The sequence below is a fragment of the Marinilabilia sp. genome (genome assembly GCF_016278715.1).
GTDB lineage: Bacteria > Bacteroidota > Bacteroidia > Bacteroidales > Marinilabiliaceae > Marinilabilia.
In genome coordinates this window covers 1-23,686 of sequence record NZ_JADQBH010000106.1, presented here as the reverse complement: position 1 = coordinate 23,686, position 23,686 = coordinate 1, and the positions used below count along the sequence as shown (strand labels likewise).

General features: G+C 42.9%; 14 protein-coding genes. 10 read left to right on the top strand and 4 right to left on the bottom strand.

Annotation, left to right across the window (positions count from 1 at the left end; all coding sequences use genetic code 11):
- Window positions 1-411 precede the first annotated feature (411 nt).
- From QZZ43_RS06420 to QZZ43_RS06385, 8 genes are all read left to right on the top strand, one after another.
- Complete coding sequence (locus tag QZZ43_RS06420; RefSeq protein ID WP_291857195.1) at window positions 412-1,314, top strand: FecR domain-containing protein; 903 nt, start codon at window positions 412-414, stop codon at window positions 1,312-1,314.
- Between the two features lie 206 nt (window positions 1,315-1,520).
- Window positions 1,521-4,847, top strand: coding sequence for a TonB-dependent receptor (locus QZZ43_RS06415; protein WP_291857193.1), 3,327 nt, complete (start codon window positions 1,521-1,523; stop codon window positions 4,845-4,847).
- A gap of 21 nt (window positions 4,848-4,868) precedes the next feature.
- Window positions 4,869-6,353 carry a RagB/SusD family nutrient uptake outer membrane protein gene (locus tag QZZ43_RS06410; protein WP_291857191.1) on the top strand — a complete coding sequence of 495 codons (1,485 nt, stop codon included), beginning with the start codon at window positions 4,869-4,871 and terminating at the stop codon, window positions 6,351-6,353.
- Between the two features lie 154 nt (window positions 6,354-6,507).
- Window positions 6,508-9,012, top strand: coding sequence for a hypothetical protein (locus tag QZZ43_RS06405; protein ID WP_291857189.1), 2,505 nt, complete (start codon window positions 6,508-6,510; stop codon window positions 9,010-9,012).
- Between the two features lie 245 nt (window positions 9,013-9,257).
- Window positions 9,258-10,406, top strand: coding sequence for a glycoside hydrolase family 130 protein (locus QZZ43_RS06400; protein ID WP_291857187.1), 1,149 nt, complete (start codon window positions 9,258-9,260; stop codon window positions 10,404-10,406).
- Window positions 10,407-10,414: 8 nt separating this feature from the next.
- The gene (locus tag QZZ43_RS06395; RefSeq protein WP_291857185.1) at window positions 10,415-11,569 is read left to right on the top strand and encodes a sugar MFS transporter; all 1,155 of its coding nucleotides are present in this window, start codon (window positions 10,415-10,417) and stop codon (window positions 11,567-11,569) included.
- Between the two features lie 104 nt (window positions 11,570-11,673).
- A complete protein-coding gene (locus tag QZZ43_RS06390) occupies window positions 11,674-11,841 on the top strand; it encodes a hypothetical protein (protein WP_291857183.1) in 168 nt (55 codons plus the stop codon).
- Window positions 11,842-12,142: 301 nt separating this feature from the next.
- On the top strand, window positions 12,143-14,197 hold the full coding sequence (locus QZZ43_RS06385; RefSeq protein WP_291857181.1) for a DUF2264 domain-containing protein: 2,055 nt from the start codon (window positions 12,143-12,145) through the stop codon (window positions 14,195-14,197).
- A 175-nt stretch (window positions 14,198-14,372) separates the two neighbouring features.
- Here the strand turns inward: QZZ43_RS06385 and QZZ43_RS06380 are convergent, their stop codons facing one another.
- Together QZZ43_RS06380 and QZZ43_RS06375 are read right to left on the bottom strand one after the other, a co-directional pair.
- A complete protein-coding gene (locus QZZ43_RS06380) occupies window positions 14,373-14,696 on the bottom strand; it encodes a multidrug efflux SMR transporter (protein ID WP_291857179.1) in 324 nt (107 codons plus the stop codon).
- Between the two features lie 120 nt (window positions 14,697-14,816).
- On the bottom strand, window positions 14,817-16,427 hold the full coding sequence (locus QZZ43_RS06375; RefSeq protein ID WP_291857178.1) for a bifunctional metallophosphatase/5'-nucleotidase: 1,611 nt from the start codon (window positions 16,425-16,427) through the stop codon (window positions 14,817-14,819).
- A gap of 302 nt (window positions 16,428-16,729) precedes the next feature.
- Here QZZ43_RS06375 and QZZ43_RS06370 point away from each other — a divergent pair, with 302 nt between their 5' ends.
- On the top strand, window positions 16,730-17,536 hold the full coding sequence (locus QZZ43_RS06370; RefSeq protein ID WP_291857175.1) for a hypothetical protein: 807 nt from the start codon (window positions 16,730-16,732) through the stop codon (window positions 17,534-17,536).
- A 134-nt stretch (window positions 17,537-17,670) separates the two neighbouring features.
- Window positions 17,671-19,140 (top strand): potassium/proton antiporter, encoded by a 1,470-nt coding sequence (locus tag QZZ43_RS06365; protein WP_291857173.1) that lies wholly within the window; start codon window positions 17,671-17,673, stop codon window positions 19,138-19,140.
- 228 nt (window positions 19,141-19,368) lie between these two features.
- Here the strand turns inward: QZZ43_RS06365 and QZZ43_RS06360 are convergent, their stop codons facing one another.
- Together QZZ43_RS06360 and QZZ43_RS06355 are read right to left on the bottom strand one after the other, a co-directional pair.
- Window positions 19,369-21,837, bottom strand: a complete 2,469-nt coding sequence (locus tag QZZ43_RS06360; protein WP_291857171.1) for a glycoside hydrolase family 95 protein — start codon at window positions 21,835-21,837, stop codon at window positions 19,369-19,371.
- A gap of 274 nt (window positions 21,838-22,111) precedes the next feature.
- The coding region (locus tag QZZ43_RS06355; protein ID WP_291857169.1) for a glycoside hydrolase 43 family protein at window positions 22,112-23,686 on the bottom strand (1,575 nt) is incomplete at its 5' end.

The window sequence follows — 23,686 nt, the reverse complement described above, 5'->3', positions numbered from 1 at the left end:
GTCGCACAAAGAAATTCCTAAAAATCAGATTGTTTTTCTAAAATCCGAAAACTCGATTCGCTTAAACAATTCGGATTTCTTCACAAAAAACAATCTGATTTTCTTAACGGAATTTCTTTGATGCGAACCTACCACTGAGCAGTGTAAAGTATTCATAACGCACATAAATACAGGATTTTATTAAATCCGTTTCATTTTAGTCGGACAGTAGTGAAAAAAAATGTAATTTTTTTCGGGAGATTTTTCATTTTGCATGGTATTACTATTAAAGGATATTTATTTTTTCGAATGAACCAGGAGCAACAACAAATATTTGAAAGTCACCTTAGAGGAAAAGAAAGCAGACCCCTAGATAGAGAGTTTGCTGAATTGTTTAGGGGAGATAGTAATGAAGTTAGTCTGAGGAGGCGAATGAAGGAAGATTGGGATATTCTCCCTAATGAAGTTGGTAGCAAGGACCTGACCCCTTTACTTCATAAATTACACTTTCTGATTAATTCCCAATCAGAATCTTTTTCTCGTAAAAGCAGGCTTAAAAGGATGCTGAGCTGGTACACCCGTGTGGCAGCGGTTTTACTATTGCCACTTTTTACGATTAGTGCTATATTGTTCTTTTTCAGTCATGAACCATCGGTTCAGACCGCTAAAGTAGAAGTGGTTGCACCAATGGGAGCCAGGGTTAAAACTGAACTGCCTGATGGTACCATAGTTTGGTTGAATGGAGGCTCCGTATTAAGCTACTCTGCTTCTTTTGAACAGCGGAATGTAAATGTTTGTGGAAAAGCATTTTTTGATGTAAAAAGCGACTCACTAAACCCTTTTACTGTTAAAGGAAATAAGGCAGCTGTAAAAGTTTTTGGAACCCGTTTCAATGTAGAAATGTGGCCTGATGAAGAAACTGTAGAAGTTGTCCTGGAAGAGGGGAAAGTAGAATTGATACCTGACTCTTGTGAGCAATCTTTTAAAATGGTGCCCGGCGAATTACTTGTATTTAATTTTAATGAACGTAAACTTATACGTCAACGTGTAAATCCGAAACGTTATTCTGCATGGATTGACGGAAAATTGATGTTACGTGGGGAAGATATGAGGGAATTAGCCCGGGAACTATCCCATTGGTTCAATGCAGATGTCGTTGTGAAAGACAGCACCCTTTCTGAATATACTTTCAGAGCCACTTTTGAAGACGAGAGACTTGAAGATGTACTCCGGTTGTTGAAAATGACATCACCTATTGATTATGAGATACTGGATAATATGCAGGACAGTTCAGGTAATTTTTCTAAAAAGAAAGTGATTATACGTCACCAATAAAATCAGGAGTATGGTAACACCTTTAACTATTAACAGTAGTTAGATAAACGTTTTAAAAAAGAATAGTCTTCGAAAAAAAGAAGGGAACAAGGAAGCTGCAACTTCCCTATTCCCAATGTTGTACTTAAAATCGTTACAAAGCTATGAAAAAAATTCCTAAGACAGGAATGTGGGACCGAAGAGTCTTCACTAAAACCTTTCGTATCATGCGAATTACATTATTTTTAATGTTCCTTGGAATTTCGCAGATATTTGCAGCAGATTCCTACGCGCAAATCCAAAAACTCACCATCGACCTTGAAAATGTTAAAGCGGAAAAAGTCCTTGATGAGATTGAGAACCAAAGCCGGTTTTATTTTCTCTTTAACGAGAAGCTGGTTGATATGAATTTTAATACATCGGTGAAATTTACCGGTGAGAATATCTTCAATGTTCTGGATCATCTGTTTGCCGGGCGTGATATCTCTTATAAAGTGGTAGATAATCAGATAATTCTCGCCAACAGGGAGGAGTCTTCTCCCGTTTCGCAACAGGCTCAGAAAACCATTTCAGGTAAAGTCACCGACTCCCAGGGAGAACCAATTCCCGGAGTTACGGTTTCTGTAAAAGGTACTACAATGGGCTCCATCACCGATATTGATGGAAATTATATCCTGACAGTTCCGGAAAATGCAGAAGCCTTATTGTTCTCTTTTGTTGGAATGAAAACCCAGGAAGTGATTATCGGTGACAGAACTCAGATTGATGTGGCCTTGTTGGAGGACATGGTTGGGCTTGATGAAGTTGTAGTGGTGGGCTATTCCACTCAGAAAAAATCAACACTTACCGGTGCTGTTTCGCCGGTAAACGTTGATGATATGGAGAAAAGACGGGTGGCAGAGGTTGGACAGGCCCTCCAGGGGCAGGTAGCAGGCGTGCAGGTCACCCAGAGTACCGGTGCGCCAGGAGATGAGATTAATGTTCGTATTCGTGGCGAAGGAACTATTGGTAACAATAATCCTTTGTACGTTGTGGATGGTGTACCTACACGGGAACTTACCTTCTTAAATCCTGCTGATATTCAATCTATGACAGTGCTCAAGGATGCATCTGCAGCAGCTATTTACGGTTCCCGTGCATCTGCAGGAGTCATTATAATTACAACGAAAAGTGGATCCGCCCAGGACACGAAGTTTGAAGTTAATTATTTCAGGGGGATTCAACATGCTACCAATTTGCCCGACATGCTCAACTCAGAGCAATACATGAATGTGGTGGAGAAGGCCTGGAATAATGCCGGTTACTCCGGAACAAACCCTTATACCGCCGATAAAGGCAGAGCAGATTTTGCGGATACCGACTGGCTGAATGAACTATTTGAACCGGGGAATTCACAAAATATGCAAATGACAGCAAGTGGAGGTACCGAAAAGATGCAGTATCTGCTTTCGATGGGTTATTACGATCAGGATGGTATTGTGGTTTATGACAACGATAAATATCAGCGCTTTAATTTCAGAGCCAATATTAACACCAATCTGACCGACAGGATTAAAATTGGCACCAACATGCAGTTGTCCTATTCTACTCAGGACAAATTATCCTCCAAAGGTGATGCACCGGGTATTATCCGGCATGCAATGTTGCGTCCCCCGATTCTTTCTGTTTATAAGAGTGCTGATGATCCTACGTATTCCGAAAGGGATCCTTTTACCGATTTGCCTTTTTATATTCACAATAATCGGGATGAAGGAGGTTGGGAGAGCGACAAATATGAGTGGACCCAGAACCCGATTGCGCTGGCCTACTTTACTGATGATGAGCGCTCTCATTTCAAGACATTTGGAAATCTTTTTGGTGAGGTGTCATTTCTTCCTGAAAATGAATTGACATTTCGCACCAATGTGGGTATAGATCTAAACTTTCGGCATGATAAGGCCTTTTATCCCAATTTTGGAGATGATGATGGTGGTGGTGCTGAAATCGACCAGGGACTTGGCAGGCAGAACCGGCCCAACGGCCTGGATGAAAATCGCAGTCAATCCTTCACTTTTACCTGGAACAATACGCTGAACTATCAAAGGACATTTGAAAAGCATTCCATTAATGCTCTGGTTGGAAGTGAGTTTATTACCAATTATGAGTCGGGAGTAAGTGCTTCCAGAAGACGTTACGAATACGATACCGAGAAGTTCAGGTACATAGATTTCGGAAGTACCGAGCAGGATTTGTGGAATGGCGGAAGTGGTTCGGAATGGGCACTGATGTCTTATTTTGGTTCTGCAACTTATGTTTTCGATAATAAATACATGATGACCGGTAATGTAAGGGCTGATGCTTCATCCCGGTTTGCGGAAGGTAATCAATGGGGGTATTTCCCGTCAGTCTCCGTAGGCTGGAAAATATCTGAAGAGTCTTTCATGGAGCCTTTGGATTGGTTATCGGATTTAAAATTTCGTGTTAGTCTAGGGCGATTGGGAAATCAGGAGATTGACAATTATGCCTACCTCACTTTGATTGAAAAGCAGGGGGATAAGTATTTGATTTCCAGATATGGAAACCCTGATCTGAAATGGGAGACCACCACACAGCAAAACTACGGTTTAGACGCCGGGCTCTTTAATAACAAGGTGTATCTGATTGTCGATTATTTCCAGAAAAATACAACCGATATTTTATTACCCATCAGTTTGCCAAGCATCGTCGGCGATGTTCAACCAACTATAGTGAATGCCGGAGAAGTCAGCAATAAAGGTTGGGAGTTTGGGGTTACTTTCCGTAACCGGGAGCATGACTTTAAATACAGTATCAATGCGAACCTGGCGTTGGTGAGTAATCAGGTTGAAAAACTGCATTCCAACCTTCCAAGTATTGTAGGTCAGGTAACACGTACCGAACCGGGGCATCCACTTAATGCGTACTATGGCTATGTGTTTGATGGAATTTATCAAAACGAAAATGAAATCAACGAGCATCTTTATGGTACCGGTAATCCAACTGCCGTGCCGGGCGATATTAAGTTTAAAGACCGGAACGATGACGGAAGAATTGATGACAATGACCGTGATTTTATAGGTGATCCAAACCCGGGCCTTCTTTATGGGATCAATCTTTCCGGCTCGTACAAAGGTTTCGACCTTTCCGTTTTCTTTCAGGGGGTTGGTCAGGTGGATCGTTACAACGATTCCAAGAAAATTGTTGACTATGATACCAGACCTTTCAATTACACAACCAATATCCTGAATTCATGGGATGGAGATGGTTCAACCAATTCCGTTCCTCGTGTTAGTTTTACTGATAACGGAAGCAGTAAGGTCTCCAGCGTTTTTGTGGAAGATGCTTCTTTTTTCCGGTTGAAGAACATTGAGTTGGGTTATTCATTCTCCGGTCCCCAAATGATGGGACTGGAAAATGTGCGTGTTTATTTATCCGCTCAGAATGTTTTCACCATTACCGATTATACCGGATTGGATCCGGAATCAACCGATTTGATCGACATGGGAACATATCCACAGGCCCGTTCTTTCATAGGGGGTGTAAACCTTGTTTTTTAACCATTCAAAAATTAAGATATTATGAAGTTATTTCGAAATATATTCCTGTTTTCTGTCGGCCTTTTACTTTTCGCTGGTTGCGAAGATTATCTGACAGAGGAACCCATCGGGCTTTTAACGCCTGAACAGGTAGATTTAGACCCCACAAAAACGACTGTGCAATATTCGGTTAGCTCTTCTTATCAGCTGCTTTCCAGTACCCTTAATATTATTGGGGAATGGTCGTGGGACGACGGAACCGTTACTCGCAACGATTTTATTCTCCAGGACATTGCATCAGATGATATGCAGAAGAAGTGGAATCCTGATGGAGATCAGGCCTGGATGGATGAACTTAACAATTTTAGTTTTATTGCTTCCAATGGAGGGTTTAACGGGCAATGGGCTTATGATTATGAAGGTATTTCAAGAGCCAATACGGCCATTGATTATCTGACCAACGAAGCGATGATGGGCAAGCTAAATTTCGAGCAGGCACTTCAGGACCGTTTGTTGGGCGAAGCGTATTTCTTACGGGCTTTTTATTATTTCGATTTGGCAACTAATTTTGGAGGTGTTCCTCTTGTTCTTAAGCCACTGACCTCTTTTAATGAAGCTTATGAAGTGGCTGTCAGAGCCCCTGAAGCACAGGTTTGGGAACAGATCAATTCCGATTTAAGCAATGCCAGGAGTTTGCTTCCCCAATCGAAGTACTCAAGTGCTGAAGAGAATTGGAGAGCTTCCATTGGTGCTGTTGTTGCGCTTCAGGCAAAAGTCGCTCTTTTCAGTGAAAACTGGCAGGAGGTAATAAACCTGGTGGAGGATATTGAAACCATGGGGTACTATGCTCTGAATGACAATTATTTTGATAGTTTCGATGTGGAAAGAGAATTTTTGGAGGATGAAGTAATATTCTGCTATGATCATGAATCGACCATGGTCCCCCGGCGAGGAAACGGACTTTGTGCCCTCCTGGGATGGGGATTTGTGGCTCCTGAAACGAATCTTCTGGAAGAGTTCGAAGAAAATGACCCAAGGTTGTTTTACACTGTAAATATGGAATCCAAAAATGTGAATAAGATTCTGGGGACATTGAATGGAGATTTTAAAGGCGATGATGATTCGCCAAGCAACAAAATCTATATTCGGTGGGCCGATGTTCTCCTTTGGAAAGCCGAAGCACTTCTGAACATCGGCGATACAGAAGGTGCCATTGGATTGATAAACAGCATCCGGGAAAGAGCCCGAAATTCAATGACAGCCGAAGGGACTTTTCCACCTGCCGGAACGCTGCCCGATCGGGACGTGAATGAAACCGATGTTTCCATTATCAGGAATTGGCTGATTCATGAACGCCGTGTGGAATTGGCTTTTGAATCTCATCGTTTCCGTGACTTAAAACGCTGGGGACTTGCAGATGAGGTATTAGGAGAATATGGATTCCAGTCTATTCACTATCTCTATCCCATTCCGCAGCGCGATATCGATAAATCGGGAGGCACTATTGAGCAAAATGATGGGTATTAAAAGCCTTTTTTTCATATCCGGAGCAATGCCGAATGAAAAAATAATGCCATAAAAAATGAAGGGATGCTTCCTGTATTTAAAGCATCCCTTTTGGAAATTTTTTTGACACTAATGATTGAAAAGGAAAAATATTTCCAGCTTTTAACACTGAAGGATGATGAGATTAAAATACTATCAACCAGCAAAGTGGATTCTATTACTGCTGGCAGCAATCGTTAACATAAATACCGGTTTTGCTCAGAAACTTTCTCTGAAAACTATGGGAGATGACACCCGGGGCTATTATGTGAATATTTACAAAGGAGAAAAGTTGCTCGTAACCCGCGAGGGTGAGTTTTCGCTTCAATTGAATAATCTCGATCTAAGTGCGGAAACGAGGCTTCTGAATTGGAAAGGGGAGCAGTGGACAGGTAATAAAGATTCAGTCACCTTAACAGGCAAAACATATATACCTGAATTGGATGCTAATTTGTCGGTTGAGGTTCGTTATCGGATAATCAACGAAAATGTAATTAAGAAAACCGTTAGAATGTTTCAACCTTCCATGCCGGGGATGTATTTTATCATGAATCAGACTTCAGTGCCTGCTGAATCTCCTGAGCGGTTCGTGACCTTTGAGCACGAAGACTTTCCGGGAGGTTTTGTGCATGAAATGTTTCCTGCCGTTGGATTTGTCACTCCCGACAATGATGTGGTCGGTTTTCTTACCGATGCAGGCTTTAAGAATCATTACACCCGGAACACCCGACGCCGGTTTACCGGAAGGGGAGGCGGTTTTGTGGGGATGCGCCTGTTGCCGGATCCGAATTTATTTTCTGTTTCTAAGCCGGATGAGGCAGATTCCATTCCTGTATCAATAAGCCAGGTATTTGGTGAGTTGTACAACCTGGACGCGGGAGTTGATAGTGTTGTTGATATTTTCGATAATCTGATTCCTGTGAATGAGACAGCCATAAGCACAAACGAAAATGTTATTGAAATCAAGGGGGAGAAAGAGGGACGTGCTGGTTTTGAGTTTATTGCTCCTTTCAGCGACCAGAACTTTTACACGGTTTTGTTCGAATGTAAAGGAAATCAACCGCTTTCGTTAAAACTTTTCCGGATAAAAAACGGACATAAAACGGTTGAATTGGAGCATGGCATCAAGTATATAGACTCCTTTCCGCTATTTGAAGATAGTTGGACTACATTTGAAGGCAGTATTATGATTCCTTTCATTGAAGGGGACAGTGTTTCGATGTTTGTTGGAAGTCAGGTCGGGAAACATTGCGATATGGAGATACGAAACCTTCGAATATTCAAGCATCAGCCGGCCAGTCAGCCATATAATTATTTGCCTTTGGGTGAAAATGTTGAGAAAACCACCTATCTTTTTGTGGAACCGTGGGAGTCGCATCAGCAATTTATGATCTCTGCCCAGTCTCGCCTTTCAGAAGGGATGGGTTTTCAGGGCTCAACATTTGAGAAGATGCTTTACGGTAATTTGAATATGCTGACCTGGATTATGGATACTCAAAATTTTGATCCTCTGAATGTGCCGAACATGAATTATGCTCCGGATATGTATAACCGGGATGCTTTTTTTTCTATTGTAGCCACCTATAATCGCGATTTGAATCTTTCCATTTGGGAACAGTGGGGGAAAACACAAACCCCTGAGGGCGGTATTGGAACAATCATTACTCCATTGATGGGCTCTGTCGAAGCCAAAGACAATGAGGCAACCATTCAGTGGCTGATGTGGGGACTACTGAATCAGAGGCGCTTTGGAGTTGAACTTCCTCAGGAAAAAATTTCCAGGGCAGTTGACTATGTGTTGAATGAGTTTGATGCAGACCGGGATGGCGTTTGCGAAGCCCATTTTATGCTGGGGCAGATAGATATTATCGACTATACCCCAAAAACCAGCCAACTGGCATTAAACCAGGGGATGCTTGCCATTGCGCTGCGTACCATCCGTGAATTGGGGTTTGAAGTGTCAGAGGAGTATATCAGCAGAGCAGAGCAGGAATATAGAAACTTTTATGACGAAGATAGGAAGCATCTGTTGTTTGATCGAAATTATCCGGAAATCATTTCAGTTACCGATCTCGAGCCTGAATTCTTTTCATTATGGATGTTTGAGAGACCTATCCTCACCGATGAAATGGTAAAAAACCATCTGGATCAGATTCCAGCTTTGAACAAAAGTTCTGATGCTCCCTATCCTGAAATGGGCACTACTGCCCCCATTCTTCTGAGATTAACCGATGAAGAGCCGGGTTATGCCTTTCTTTCTTCAGATTATCAGCCGTTTGGCGACTTTGGAGAAGCAAATTACAGCGGTGACAAAAACGATGGTTGGTATTATAATGGTGGTAGCTGGTTCAGAGCGGAGTATTGTGCTTATGTAACCGGATTGAAACATGGCTGGGCCAAGGCCAGAAAGCGCATGGAAAACCGGGTGTGGGCCGAAATGTATTTGAATCCTCATTGGCCGTTCAGTAAAGAATTTATCCCGACAAAATGGGACTCATTTCAGGAGTGGTGGCCCTCCACACGTGGATTGTGCTGGAATGTTTTTATGCTTCAGGCCAATGAACTGGCAGGTTTGAGAACGCCTGGTATGGATCCGGATTATGATTCGGTTTCAGAAAATCAAAACTTTTCAAAACCATAATTGGGATCAGGGTTTAAAGGATGAAATTCCTTTTTTGAGGAATGTTTAAATCACTAATGATTTATAAAGAAAATCACTAGTAACCGAGTAATCTTTAGTTTTTAGAATAGATTGCCTCGTTTCACTCGCAATGACACCATTTTTCCGGAAAAAATGGAGGTTGGGAGAGGTCTGAATGTAATAACGAGCGCAGTGAAGCAAATTCAGATTTTTATCGATTAGTAGTAAAATAAAATAAAGAAATGATGAAGAAAAAAATTTGTTATCCAATTTTAGGGCTCCTTCTCCTTTTGGTTGCCTGTCAGCCATCAAAAAAGCAGGAAGAAGCGAAGTTTTTGGTGCCGTTCACCAAGAATGTAGAAGTGAATCCCTGTTTGCTCCCGTCAGATAGTCTGGAGTTTTTCTGTCCCGTTCGCGAGGCAATGGTTAACTGGGAAGAAAAGGATGTGTTTAATCCTGCTACCGCTGTTAAGGGTGATACTCTCTTTTTATTGTATCGTGCCGAAGACAGTATTGGAAAATACAATGGAACCTCACGGCTGGGGTTGGCTTACAGTCTGGATGGGTACGAGTTTCATAAAAGACTGGAACCTGTTTTGTATCCTGAAAACGATGAGTTCAAAGAGTACGAATGGGAAGGGGGCTGTGAAGACCCGCGCCTGGTTGAGGATGAGAATGGAAGATATATTCTCACCTATACTGCCTACGATGGCGATAAAGCCCGTCTTTTTGTGGCTACATCAACAGATTTAAGAAACTGGAAAAAGCATGGGTCCGTATTCAAAAATGCCGAAGGTGGCGATTTTGTCGAAATGTGGTCGAAAGCGGGTTCCATAGTTTGCCGTGAAGAGAATGGCCGGATGATTGCAGAAAAGATTGACGGGAAATACTGGATGTATTGGGGAGAATCAAACATATATCTGGCGTCTTCATACAACCTTATCGATTGGCAACCATTGATAGAGACTGACCCGGAAAAGATGGAGCTTGATACCATGCGCAACTATTCGGTTCCGTTCAGGATTGTGTTTTCCACACGCAGGGAAATGTTCGACAGTGAGCTGGTTGAGCCCGGACCACCGGCTGTAACAACAAATCAGGGGATACTTTTGATTTACAACAGCAAAAACAGTCCTTCTTTTGGAGATAAAAACCTTGCCGATGGAACCTATGCGGCCGGTCAGATTATTATGGACAGGGACGAACCAACAAAAGTGTTGCACCGTACCGATAAATGGTTTATTTCCCCCGATCAGCCATTCGAAATTACCGGTCAGGTAAATAATGTAGTTTTTGTTGAAGGGCTGGCTCATTTCAAAGGAAAATGGTTTCTTTATTATGGAACGGCGGACTCAAAAATTGCGGTTGCCGAATCTGAAGCAAGTCTTAATTAATTATTTCTATGATGAATCAAAAAGCTCCACTATCTAAAGTACTTCCCGTTCTTTTCGGTTTCTTTGTCATGGGATTTGTCGATGTGGTTGGCATATCCACCAGTTATGTTCAGAAGGATTTTAACCTAAGCGACTCGGTAGCTAATTTACTGCCGATGATGGTTTTTCTCTGGTTCTTCGTTTTTTCGGTTCCTACGGGGCTCTTGATGAATAAAATAGGCCGGAAAAATACCGTTTTGCTTAGTATGGTCATTACTTTTATTGCCATGCTGGTGCCTTTGATCGCTTACAGTTATGCGATGACACTGGTTGCTTTTGCATTACTGGGCATCGGAAATACCATCCTGCAGGTTTCACTAAATCCGCTTGTTTCCAATGTTGTCAGTAAGGAACAATTGACCAGCAGATTGACACTGGGGCAATTCATAAAAGCCATCGCTTCTTTTTTAGGCCCTATTATTGCCGGATTTGCGGCTGCCACATTGGGAAATTGGAAGATGTTATTTCCTGTATTTGCAGGTTTTACAGTGCTGTCAGGGCTTTGGTTGTTGCTTATTCCCATTCCTGTAGATGAGCGGGTTGAACAAACCACTTCTTTCGGAGATGCTTTTGGGCTGCTGAAGGACAAAGCAATTTTGTTACTCTTCCTGGGCATTTTGTTTGTTGTCGGGGTAGATGTTGGAATGAATACCGCAACCCCAAAATTTCTGATGGAACGAGCCGGTTTGCCGCTGGAGCAGGCCGGCCTTGGTACCAGCCTTTACTTTGCTGCCCGTACAGCCGGTGCATTAACCGGTGCCATTTTGCTGGCAAGGTTATCGTCCACAGGTTTTTTCAGGGTAAGCATGATTTCTGCCATCGGTGCCATGATACTCATGCTGTTTAGTCAGAGTACCGTTGTGATATTGATTATGGTAGCCGTTATCGGGTTTGCCATAGCTAATATTTTTTCCATTATTTTTTCAATGGCTTTGCAGAAAATGCCGCAACGAGGAAATGAAATATCAGGTTTGATGATTATGGGTGTTGCCGGTGGAGCAGTATTACCTCCCTTAATGGGGCTGGCTTCCGATGCCATTGGACAAACAGGAGGGATGTTGGTTATTTTGGGTGGAATGTTTTATCTGTTAATCGCAGCTTATGTGGTGAAGCCGGAGAAATAATTTTTTGGCAAGGTAGAGAAATACAATATTCCGTTATGCCGAAATTTTGGGAGGCTCTAGAAGTGTGTTCGCAATTAGAGATTGCTTCGGGCAAAGCCCTCGCAATGACAGAGTCCCCCGTAGATGGAGAAGAGGTTGGCAGAGGGCAGGGCGGTAACGCCGCCCTGCCCTCTGCCAACCTCTTCCATATTAAAGTAAAAGTACGTCATTGCGATCCCGATGAGGCACGAGATCGGGAGAAGCAATCTCTATACAGACACACGCGACTATAAACTTAAGCCTTTTGGGGTTGTAAATGCCTGATTATAACCTAATTTGTAAGGTGGTAAGATTTGATTGCAACTCTCCAATAACAAAAACATTGGGCCTCTGGGTTAAGTTTTTTTTACGGATGTTAGAATGCAATGTTTTGAGAGATTGTGTGTTGCGGTTAATTCAGATATGAATTGTGCCGGTGTTATTCTGTTATGTTCTGATTTTTCGTTAGCTTTAACTACAAAGCGAAAAAGCTTATTGCTAAATCACTTATCAGCAATAATCCAGTTTATGATTTAACTCTAAAACATCCATCCAGTGAAAAAGGCATTCGAAGTAATCAATCCGAACTATGAACTGAGTCCCAGCACCGGGATGACCAGACAACATTATATCGATTGTGCCAAATACCTTTTAGAAAGGGCTTTTTCGCATATCGATTCTATTGAGCAGCACCTTTCATTTCCTCCGGTTCCGGGGAAAACCTATCCTCAGCCCAATGCTCCGGAATGGCGCCACCGCTCCGCCGATTTTGAGGCTTTGGAGAGGACTTTTACACTGGCCGGGCCTTTGATTCATGTCGATCCAGAAACAACCATTAAAGGGATTAATCTCAGGGATTATTATAGCCTGCACATATACAATGCATTTACGCCCGGTCATCCTAATTCATTGCCTCTGCCCGAGGATTTACCCGACTCGAATTACCAGTTTACCTGTGAGTTTGGCGGGTTGTTTAAAACCCTGCTACTGATGCCTGATACGGTTATGTCAACCTACACAGAGGAGCAGAAAAATGAAATGGTTGAAACCATATCAAAATGGGGCCATCACCGTACAACTCAGAATAACTGGCGTATTTTTAATGTCGTTACGCTTTCATTTTTGAAAAAGTACGGATACGAAATAGATGACGAATTATTAAAGAGCCACCTTTTATGGGTTGCTTCCTATCATTCGGGCAATGGATGGTATCTCGAACAAACTTATAATTACTATTCCATCAGCCTGTTTATTGTCTATACCACTATCTGGAACAGAACGTTTGGTGATGAGTATTACCCCGAGATTTCTGATATTATTGAACGATCGGCCCAACGATTGATGGAGTCGTTGCCCAGTTTTTTTGGGCGTGATGGCTTTATTAACATGTGGTCGAGAAGTATTTGTTACAGAACATGGGTTTCGGGCGCATTTCCTGTTTCTTTTATGCTGAAAAAACCGAATCTTTTGGATCCGGGTTGGGCCAGAAGATTGTGTTCGGGCTCTTTATTGCAATTTGTTACCCGTGAGGATTTTTATCACAACGAAATCCCCAGTCTTGGGTTCTACGGCAGGCGCGAATATATGGTTCAGAATTACAGTTGTCCGGGGAGTCCTTTCCTTATGTTTCTTCCATTTATATGCCTGGCCCTGCCTGAAGATTCGCCCTTTTGGACCGCTAAAGAAAATGATGGTTTTTGGGAGTCATTAGGAGACGGATTTAAAAAGGTCGTGTTGGATAATCCCGGTCTGGTGCTTGTGAACCATGGTAAAACAGGAACATCTGAAATTATTCCCGGAAAGGTCTATTACGATGATCCCAACTATTCCAAGTTATCATATAACACGCATTTCCCATGGGAAGATCACAACCCGGATGGCGGAACTTCCATGGAGTATAGTTTTCGTAGTCTCGACCCCAGAGATGTAAGGGGAGATGATGTGAATTTTTACCTCACGGGGTTAACTGTTGATAATGATGCCCTGAAAAACCAAAAATTTACCATTTCTCAGAGTATGTTGTACAACGGTGTAGTTGATGGAGTGTTATACCGTCAGGCAATTATGCGAAAACCGCCCAACAACGGGGTGGGGTATATTATCGATCTGGCTGAAATAACTATTCCGGGTGGTGTTATCCGGGTGGATCGTACGCGGTTGGCTTTCGAATATGAGCTGACACTTGGCAACTATGGTTTGCCGCATGTTAACGGAAAAAAAGCTGTGGTGAAACAGTTTGAGGAGGATGGGAAAAAGGTCATTACGGCAACTATCCCCGGGCGAAGTGTGGCATTAATTACTTACAATGGCTGGGACCAGGTGGAAAGTATGGTGCATACCAACCGCAATGCTGAAGAAGACGAAAGCACAGTTGTTTTTGCCCGGAAAAAGAGACTGGACAAAAATCCACCAATTGAGTTATTGATAACCGTAATGTTGCATAAAAGGGATGACAACGAATGGACAAAGGATGAATTGTCACCAATCAAGAATATTGAGATTTTTGAGGTTACACGCAGCTTATCAACAATGGGAGCCCTCATTACTTTGGCCGATAACCGGGAATTCACCATCGATTTTAAGGATGTTGATGGCCGAAGGAGCTGTTAATGAGGTCAAACCTTATGTTCTTAACAAGTTGTTTTTGTAGGCCTATCCATTTTTGAGGTTTGCATGTCTGTGAAAAAAATTAGGGCCAATCACCCGATGAAAAGGTGATTGGCCCTTGTGTTTTATGTGAGGTGGGTTTATTGTTCATCTATTGCGTTACCCTCTGAGTTGGGTTTTAGGAAACCGCTTTTAGTCCAATTATAGAACCAATTAATGTGGTAAGAAAAAATAATCTCAAAAATGTTACCGGTTCTTTAAATATCAGGATGCCAACTACAACAGTTCCTACCGCTCCAATTCCAGTCCATACTGCATAGGCAGTGCCCATGGGTAACGACTGGGTGGCTTTTATCAACAATCCCATACTTATACTGAGTGTAACCACAAAACCGGCATACCACAGATTCATTTCCAAACCCGTAGCGTCTTTTGCTTTGCCCAGGCAGAACGCAAAAGCCACCTCAAAGAATCCGGCAATTATCAGGAAGATCCAATTCATTGTTTCTCTTTTTTTTGAAATTTGAAAGTGCCCTTCAAAAGTAATGTTTTCCTGATGTTTTAAAGTAAAGTCTGCCTGTTGGTATGGTTCTTTTCCTTGCCAATCAGCTTAAGTTTGGTTTTATCTGAATTCATAAGTGGTTCCGGGAACCGTGGTAAATGGATATTTCCCCAGGTCCGTTGCTTTTGCCCTGCCATCCATTTTTGGGTGAACAGGTGAGTGTTTCCTTAAGTATTCTTCCAGTGCTTCGTGCAGGGTGTAATCTTCTATTTCAATGTTCTCTGCTTTGTGTAGCCGGCAAATGGCATGGTTGGGATCACCCGGGCGAACACAGGATGCCAGACTATAGGTTTTATCTTTTTGAAGCGGAGTTCCGTTAATGGTAACTTGCTGAACTCTTTGGCCCCGGGGAGCATCGCTGATAAACTGAACTTCCATACCGGAAAACCGCACCAGCCATCCGCCAAAGCGTTCCATGGGGTTGGTAGCAAAAACATTGTGCATCTCTTTTTCAAGCCAGTCAAGGATTTGTTGTCCGGTAACTGTTCCGGTTTTTACATGATCGTTAACCGGAAGCATATTCCAAATGTCAGCTTTTGTAATAGGTGCAGGCTCTCCATTTTTAGGGACTATGGGATTTCCAAAACGGAAGCCGTTTGACAAAGCAATGTCTGCTCCTGTTTTCCAACGCAACGCATCGGTAATCATATTATCCATGGGAGTTTCCACTGTCAGGTAACGGTAAATGGGCTCAGCAGTGTAGCCTACTATGGTTTCCAATTCTTCCTGCCATGGTCTTTTTGCCTTTGTAATGAGTTCAGCGACTTCAGGATTTGCTGGGTATTTTTCCGGATCAACCTCCAATAGTTCATACTCATCACTGACCAATTTTCCATCAACAAAGTTCATGGTGAGTTTTCCAACGAATGACCCAAATGCTCCGGGCTCAGTGACTTTCGCAAATTTTCCCTGAATGGGTTGACGAATGCGTTCGTGCGTGTCGGAACCCAGTACATAATCCACTCCTTTGGTGATTTCACTGTTGGCCAGGTTGATCTGTTTAAAGATACCAATGTGTGTCATCAGAAATACAACATCCGGATTTTCCGTGGTCTGAACCTCGTGAATGATTTCCTCCACTTCCTTATCAATTTGGTTGAAAGCAATTCCCTTACTGAATGAGGGGTTTTGGCGGACTGGTACATCGGGATCGTTTATGCCGATGAAGGCCAGACGAATGCCATCAATTTCGGTAACCCAGTATGGTGGAAACAATGGTTCATTGGATTCATCATGTTTCATATTCTGGACTATTACATTGGTATTGTAAGCCGTCATTACATCCATCATTACTTCTTTGCCATATACCACTTCCCAGTTTCCCGGAATCATCAGGTCATAGCCCATCTTTTGTACGATGGGTGGAAAAACTGCACCCAGAGATTTTGCTGCATACCCGCTTCCCTGAATCAGGTCACCCGAATCTACAATGATGGTTCGATTGGGGTTTTTTGTTTTTCCCGTGTCAAAGAGGGTCTTCATATGGGCCAGCCCTCCACGTTCCCGAAATTCAAGTCCGCTTTCTTCTCTGAATAGTTCAGTATGCGCATCCAGTTGTCCATGGATGTCTGCGCTTTGGAGAACGGTAATACTGATAGTGTCATTTTGGGCTCGTAGCCCGGAGATAGCCAGCATTGTCATAATAATTATAAAAGTGCTTAGTTTTTTCATTCTTATTTTATTTAATTTTTTACGTTTCCGATGCTTCGTGGTGTCTTATTGGGATAAGTGTTTTTAAGCTTGATTCTTTCTGCGAACACCAGTGATTTTTTACCTTACTCTTGCATTGATAACTAAAGATATGTAGAAAAGTTCATAACTCCGGTATGCAAGAGTTGTGCCACGCCAGATTTTTTTCACCTTGGGTTTATATTCCTGGTGGAAGTTCTTCTTTTTGTTTAATTATCAGGATTGTTATTTGAAGTAATTCTCTTTTTTAGTATTTTGAGGAAAACTTCAAATATTTATAAAAAATGCCGGCTGAAAACAGGATTATTGCTCTTGTGGATTTGGAAGAAACTACATCTGTATTGGTATCTTTCGTCTATAAACTGAGTCTGGAATTAAATGCCGGTGTGGTATTTATACACCAGCTTACCGGGGCTAAACCTTCCATGGCCTATCAGGATGTACGGGCCGAACTTGAAAATGCCCAGAAGGCTGATGCCTGGAATGCCCTTAACAGATTTACCAGCTCTTTCCCGTTTAAAAATGAACAATATAGAATTGGCCGGTTTGATTTTCCCTCGGTTCTGAGTCAATTGAGAAATGATGTTTTTTTAGATTTTGTGGTGGTGGGAATAAAGGAATCGGGGCTGTTGAAAAAACTTTTTCTTGGTACAACAATTCTTACCATTATTGATGATACTGAGTTTTTTGCATTGGGTGTTCCTTTGATTCGGGAAGGCGGAATTTCACGAAGGTTTAGTTTTATCTGTTCCAGAAAGAATCCTTTTAACGTTAAAAATCTGGAATTACTTATGCAAGCCATGAAGAGATTGGTTTGTATCATTGAACTGATTCCTTTAGTATTGGATAAAGAGCATTCTGATTATCTTGAAGAATTAGCCCGGACACTGAGAGGTTATGCCCCAAAAGTGGAAATAAGCATTCTTAAAGAACCATTGTCCGGGGATTGCAAATTGTTGAATGAATCACCGGAAACCGTTATTGTAATTCAGCAGGAGTTGAGGAGATTGAAGGATAGTGTTTTTCAGAAAACGCTAATCCACGATGTGGTCTATGATGGCTGTATGCCATTGATTGTCGTTCCGAAATAAAAACATCATGAATGACTTAACAAAAAGTTTATTCTGGTGTTAAATTATTACCAGTCTGAGAAACCCTGGAGTTTGGAGAAAAAAGGGTTCTCCCCATGTTTGTAAAGAAAAACTAAGCCGGATAAAAAGATCAGATGTTTTTAACAATTGAAAATATACTACTAATAGGATCCTTGATGCTTTTTGTGAGCATTATCGCAGGAAAAACCTCCTACAGGTTTGGCATCCCTACTCTTTTGCTTTTCCTGGCTATTGGGATGCTTACAGGGTCTGACGGAATCGGGCGAATTCATTTTGACAACCCTCAAATTGCTCAGTTTATCGGTGTTGTTTCCCTAAACTTTATTTTATTTTCAGGAGGGTTGGACACCAATTGGAAATCGGTGAGACCGATACTTGGTCAGGGAATTGCTCTATCCACATTGGGGGTATTGCTGACGGCTTTGTTGCTGGGAACATTTGTCTGGTTCATGACCGATTTTACCATTTATGAGAGTCTTTTGCTTGGGTCAATTGTTTCTTCGACCGATGCAGCAGCGGTTTTTTCCATTTTACGCTCCAAAAGTCTGGCGCTTAAATCGAAATTACGTCCCACCCTGGAACTCGAAAGCGGAAGTAACGATCCGATGGCTTACGTGCTGACCATTGCCTTTTTGTCGTTGGTGGTGAATCAGGATAAAAGTTTGGTTTCTGTAATCCCCATGTTCTTTCAGCAAATGATTTTGGGAGGGATTGCAGGTTTTTTGTTTGGCAGGATAAGCAAGTTTGTTATCAATAAAATAAAGCTTGTTTTTGAAGGACTTTATTCGGTTCTGATGATAGCTTTGATGTTTATTACCTTCTCAACCACCGATGCTATAGGAGGTAACGGATTTCTGGCCATTTATATCAGTGCGGTTTATTTGGGTAACCAGGACCTCATTCACAAAAAGACCATTATGAAGATGTATGATGGTCTGGCCTGGCTGATGCAGATTATTCTCTTCCTGACGTTAGGATTGCTTGTGTTTCCGTCTCAGGTGCTTCCGGTGATGGGTATCGGACTGTTGGTTTCTCTCTTTTTAATTATTGTTGCGCGTCCTGTGAGCGTTTTTATTAGTCTGATGTTTTTTAGAATGAAAATTAGGAGACGCTTTTATATTTCCTGGGTGGGGCTCCGGGGAGCGGTCCCTATTGTTTTTGCTACATATCCATTGTTGGCCGGCATTGATAAGGCCGAGATGATTTTTAATATTGTGTTTTTTATTTCGGTAACCTCCGTGTTGATTCAGGGAACCACTCTGCCGGTTGTTGCCAAATGGCTGGGTGTTTCTCTGCCCGAAAAAGTAAAACCCCTCTCCGAAACAGAAAAATTTATTTCCGAGATTCCCAAATCTGCGATGACGGAAATTTCGGTGGCCCCCGCTTGCTATGCTGTTAACAGGCGTATTGTGGATCTGGGCTTTCCGAAAAGTACCATTATTGCCATGATTAAAAGGGGAGACAGGTATATTACTCCAAGTGGCTCAACGGTCATTGAACCAAATGATATGTTATTGATTTTGTCGGACGATGAAAAAAGCCTGAAAAATATTCAGGATTATCTGACGAATCCCGGGAGCTAAGGGATAAGTTATTTCTTAACAAAAGCTTGCTTTCCCGATAAACCGGGATGCCACCAATGACGCACTTTCACTTTAAATGGAAGGGGTTGGCAGATTGTTGGGCGGCCAAACCGCCATACAATCTGCCAACCCCTTCTCTATCACTCGGAGATTCGGTCATTGCGAGGGCTATGCCCGAAGCAATCTCTAATGACAAAAATGCTACTTTAAATTATAGCCCTTTCAATTTCACTTGCTTGTAAGTGAATAAACTTGGTCTTTCTCCGTCTGAAAATCAAATAAATAAGTCTCTGGCAAAGTAACGGTTCCCAATTGTGCCTTTTCCGAAATCAGCGGTGCTTTAATTGCCGGTTTCTCAAAGAAAGAATTGGGGTTTTGTCCGTTTGCTTCCTTTAACGCAAGGTTACCGGACAGTTTAACTTCATTGGGCATTCTGATTCTGCAATTGCCGCCCAGGGTTGATTTTATTTCTGCTTTGGTTACCTGACTGTTTTCCCATTTAAAGGTGACTTCGAAACCGCCGGGGGTCCGCAATCCTGTTATTTCCCCGTTCTGCCAGTCGTCGGGCAGGGCAGGAAGGAAATGAATGGCTCCGTCGTGACTTTGCAAAAGCATTTCAGCAATACCCACTGCACATCCAAAATTGCCATCGATTTGGAAGGGGGGATGGGCGTCGAACATATTGGGGTAAGTACCTCCACCTTCTCCGGAATTGTTTCCTGTGCCGACAAGAGTGAGCTGGTCTTTAATAAGTTTGAGGGCATGATTCCCATCGAGCATTCGTGCCCAGAAGTTCACTTTCCAGCCCATTGACCAACCGGTGGAAACATCACCACGGTGTTTCAATGTTGTGCGGGCTGCTTCAAATAATTCCGGGGAGGAATAGGGCGATATTTGATTGGAAGGATGAAGCCCATAAAGATGTGAAATATGACGATGCTTATCATAAGGATTGTCCAGGTCTTCCATCCACTCCTGTAATTGTCCGTGTTGTCCAATCTGCATGGGTGGCAGGCGGTCAAGGATTTCCTGAAATTCGTTGATGAGGTTTTCATCCTGATTCAGAATGGTTGCTGCCTTTTTTGTTTTTGTGAAAAGGTCAAACAGTATCTGATTGTCCATAGTCGATCCGGCAGTAGCTGAAGGACGGCCGGCGGGTGCATTCTCTGGTGAGTTGGAAGGACTGACAACCAGCCAGCCATGGGTGGGTTCTTCAACGAGAAAATCCTGATAAAAGCGGCAGGCCGATTTCATTACGGGATAGACCGACCGGAGATAATCCAGGTCGCCATTGTATTGGTATTTTTCCCAAAGATGTTGTGAAAGCCAGGCGCCACCCATGGGCCACATGCCCCAGAAAGCTCCATCGATCACTCCCGTAATGCGCCAGATATCTGTGTTGTGATGAGCCACCCATCCGTCGCAGCCATACATGGTTTTGGCGGTTTGTGAGCCGGCTTCCGACAATTCCTCAATCATTTGTATCAGCGGTTCATGCATTTCGGGCAAATTACACTTCTCTGATGGCCAGTAATTCATCTCCGTATTGATGTTGATGGTGTATTTACTGTCCCAGGCAGGGGTTGTGCTTCCGTTCCAGATTCCCTGAAGATTGGCCGGTTGCCCGCCGGGTCGGGAGCTGGAAATTAGTAAATAACGTCCAAATTGGTAGTAGAGAGCGACCAGTGACGGGTCATTGGTTTGTGAAAAGTTTTTGATTCTGACGTCTGTGGGGCGTTCACTTGCAGGTGTTTCACCCAGATTTAAGGACGAGCGAGTGAAGTACTTGCGATAGTCGCTGATGTGAGCTTTTTTCAGCTCCGGATAGTTTTTTGCTTCCGCAGAGGTGAGGTATTTCCTGCATTTTTCATTTTCATTGGCAGTAAGAGTTTGGTAATCCACAAAATTGGTCGCCATAGAAATTAAAATAACCACTTCGCTGGCATCCGTCACCGTAATTTGATCTGCATCGTTAGCTATTGTGCCATCTGTGTTGAGTATTTTTGCCAGGGTGTTGAATTTTACCTGACCTTCCACTCCTTCATGAGTTCCGGAAACACCGGTCATTTCAAGCGTGTTGGCATCGACTGCTTTTGTGCTTTGAGCTAAAGGACCGTCCAGTTTAGCCGTAAAAGAAAGACTTTTCTTTCTGTCGGCAGATAACTTTACTGCAATAACCTGATCGGGGAAAGACGCAAAAACTTCCCTTTTGAAATTTACATCATCAACCGTGTAGGAAGTGGTAAAAAGAGCATTTTCAATGTCCAGCTCCCGGTAATAATTTGTATAATTCTCATGCCCTTCGAAAGAGATGTTCAGGTTGCCGATCGTTTGATACATGGAGCCATGCAATTGTTCGGCCACCATGTTTTCATTGAGCATTTTATCGGCTTCTTGTAATTTCCCGTCAAAGATGAGCTCCCGTACTTTTGGAAGTGCCTTACGAGCTTTAGGATTATCGTTGCGTGAGGGACCTCCCGACCAAAATGTTTCTTCGTTAAGCTGTATGTTTTCCAGGGCCGGATCGCCGAACACCATTGCCCCAAGGCGGCCATTCCCGACAGGCAGGGCCTCATTCCAAACTTTGGCGGGCTTGTCGTACCATAGTTTTAGGTCACTATTCTTCGCTGTGTCTTTGCTACAAGCTCCCAGGAGGAAAATCAGGATAAATATAACTGTTCCTTTTATGTAATTCATGATCATTTTTTTAGTGTTATGTCGTTTTCATCTGTCTTTTATTCCGACCATACAAAACAAACGATATTTCAGGTTGTATCTTTGTTAAGATAAAGGCGCAGGGAGTTTTTGAATCGGAGTTAACTGGTGTCTTCTGAATTACAAATCCGGGGCTTAATAACGATTTTAAATCCACTCTGACGTACGATTCAAATCCACTTCAACATTGTAGCCCTAAAAACCAATCCCTTATGTGAGTCAAACACCTTTTGTTATCTTATGTGGTTTCGTCCTTTTATATTTCATCACTGATTCGGAAGTAATCGAAATCAACGAATCCCCCTGTTGTTTTGGTGGCAAAACTGAAAAGACCAAAACGATAGCCCATGAAATGTGGCAATGTGTATGCCATCTGGAGGGGGTTCCCAATGCTGATCCAATCTTCCCCGTTTAAGCTGTAATAAAAGTAAGCTTTATCTGTGCGGTCTTTATAGTCGCAGTCGATTTTCAGCCAGACCTTGTTGCCCTCCAACGGAATGTTTGCCAACTCTACGGGTTCTTCTGTTTCAGCACTAATCATGACAACAGACTTTGAGTTCCCGTCCATTTTTACTCCCACATATCCGTATCTTTTTTGGAGGGCAATCAGGCCGGCAACATCGCCATCTTTCAGGTTACTGACATCAATTACGGTGGAAGCGGAACTTTCGGGACCAAAAGTACGCTGGGTTAGCGTGTTCCTGGTCTGCAGCACATTGTCATCCACCCGTCCGTTGGTGAGTCTCAAATGGCCTTCTTTCTCGTTGAGCGACCAGAAACGATTGTCAGGATTGTGGTTCCATTGCCAGGCCAGAGGCAGTTTGTTGTCTTCAAATTCATCCGAAGTAACAATGCCCGAGACGCCAATGTTTTGAACGTTAATATCCAGTGTGTCCGGAACTTTTCCGTCAATGCCCAGAACAGGCCATCCGTTTTCCCATTTCATCGTCATGATGTAGGGAATCCGTCCTACGGCTCCGTAATCGCGAAACATGTAAGCGTACCAGTCTCCCCCGGGTGTATCGATAATGCTGCCTTGTGCAATTCCACGGTCTTCAAGGGCCACTTTCCCTTCATAAGGGCCGGTAAGGTTTTCGGATCGGTGCACAACGACAGTTCGCATTCCTCCTTGGGGCCAGGTAATGTTAAAAATGTAGTACTTACCATCGTGTTTAAACAGTTGTGACCCTTCGGCGTGGAGCATCAGGTCATCGGCAGCGACCTTTCCGGCATCCGGAATGATTACCTGGTTTAACCCATCTGGTTTGATGCCGGATAAATCATCCTTTAACTCGGCAATTCGGATGTCGCCACCTCCATAAATCAAATACACTTTTCCGTCATCATCGAAGAGAAGTGAGTTATCGTGTAAAACAGGTTCGAAAGTAATTTCTTCCCAGGGCCCGTTTTCAATGTCTTTTGTATGAAAAATATGCGTTTTCCCGGAGGTCGCCGAAAAAGTGGAGACATAAAAGGTGTTGTTGTGATAACGCAGGCTACTTGCCCAGGAGCCACGTCCGTATGCATTTTGCCCGTTTTCGAGGCGAAGCATCTCATTGTTGGCCAATGTGTCGGAGGCATAACTAATCAACTCCCAGTTGACCAGGTCACCGGACTTCATAATGGGTACCCCGGGACTCATGTGCATGGTGGTACTGCTCATGTAGTAAGTATCGTCCACCCGGATGATGGAGATATCGGGTACATCGGCATGGATTATCGGGTTTTGGGCAGATTTCTGGTGTTCTTGTTGTTTTTCTTTTTGTTTCCCCGAGCATGAACTCAAACATAAGCCGGAAATAAGGATGATGAGTATTGAATAATGTGTTTT

Bases quoted from the DNA above. Each gene is read 5' to 3' on its own strand.
- QZZ43_RS06420 (WP_291857195.1), top strand. From the start codon at position 412: ATGAAGGAAGATTGGGATATTCTCCCTAATGAAGTTGGTAGCAAGGAC.
- QZZ43_RS06415 (WP_291857193.1), top strand. From the start codon at position 1,521: ATGCGAATTACATTATTTTTAATGTTCCTTGGAATTTCGCAGATATTT.
- QZZ43_RS06410 (WP_291857191.1), top strand. From the start codon at position 4,869: ATGAAGTTATTTCGAAATATATTCCTGTTTTCTGTCGGCCTTTTACTT.
- QZZ43_RS06405 (WP_291857189.1), top strand. From the start codon at position 6,508: ATGATGAGATTAAAATACTATCAACCAGCAAAGTGGATTCTATTACTG.
- QZZ43_RS06400 (WP_291857187.1), top strand. From the start codon at position 9,258: ATGAAGAAAAAAATTTGTTATCCAATTTTAGGGCTCCTTCTCCTTTTG.
- QZZ43_RS06395 (WP_291857185.1), top strand. From the start codon at position 10,415: ATGATGAATCAAAAAGCTCCACTATCTAAAGTACTTCCCGTTCTTTTC.
- QZZ43_RS06390 (WP_291857183.1), top strand. From the start codon at position 11,674: ATGACAGAGTCCCCCGTAGATGGAGAAGAGGTTGGCAGAGGGCAGGGC.
- QZZ43_RS06380 (WP_291857179.1), bottom strand. From the start codon at position 14,696: ATGAATTGGATCTTCCTGATAATTGCCGGATTCTTTGAGGTGGCTTTT.
- QZZ43_RS06375 (WP_291857178.1), bottom strand. From the start codon at position 16,427: ATGAAAAAACTAAGCACTTTTATAATTATTATGACAATGCTGGCTATC.
- QZZ43_RS06370 (WP_291857175.1), top strand. From the start codon at position 16,730: ATGCCGGCTGAAAACAGGATTATTGCTCTTGTGGATTTGGAAGAAACT.
- QZZ43_RS06365 (WP_291857173.1), top strand. From the start codon at position 17,671: ATGTTTTTAACAATTGAAAATATACTACTAATAGGATCCTTGATGCTT.
- QZZ43_RS06360 (WP_291857171.1), bottom strand. From the start codon at position 21,837: ATGAATTACATAAAAGGAACAGTTATATTTATCCTGATTTTCCTCCTG.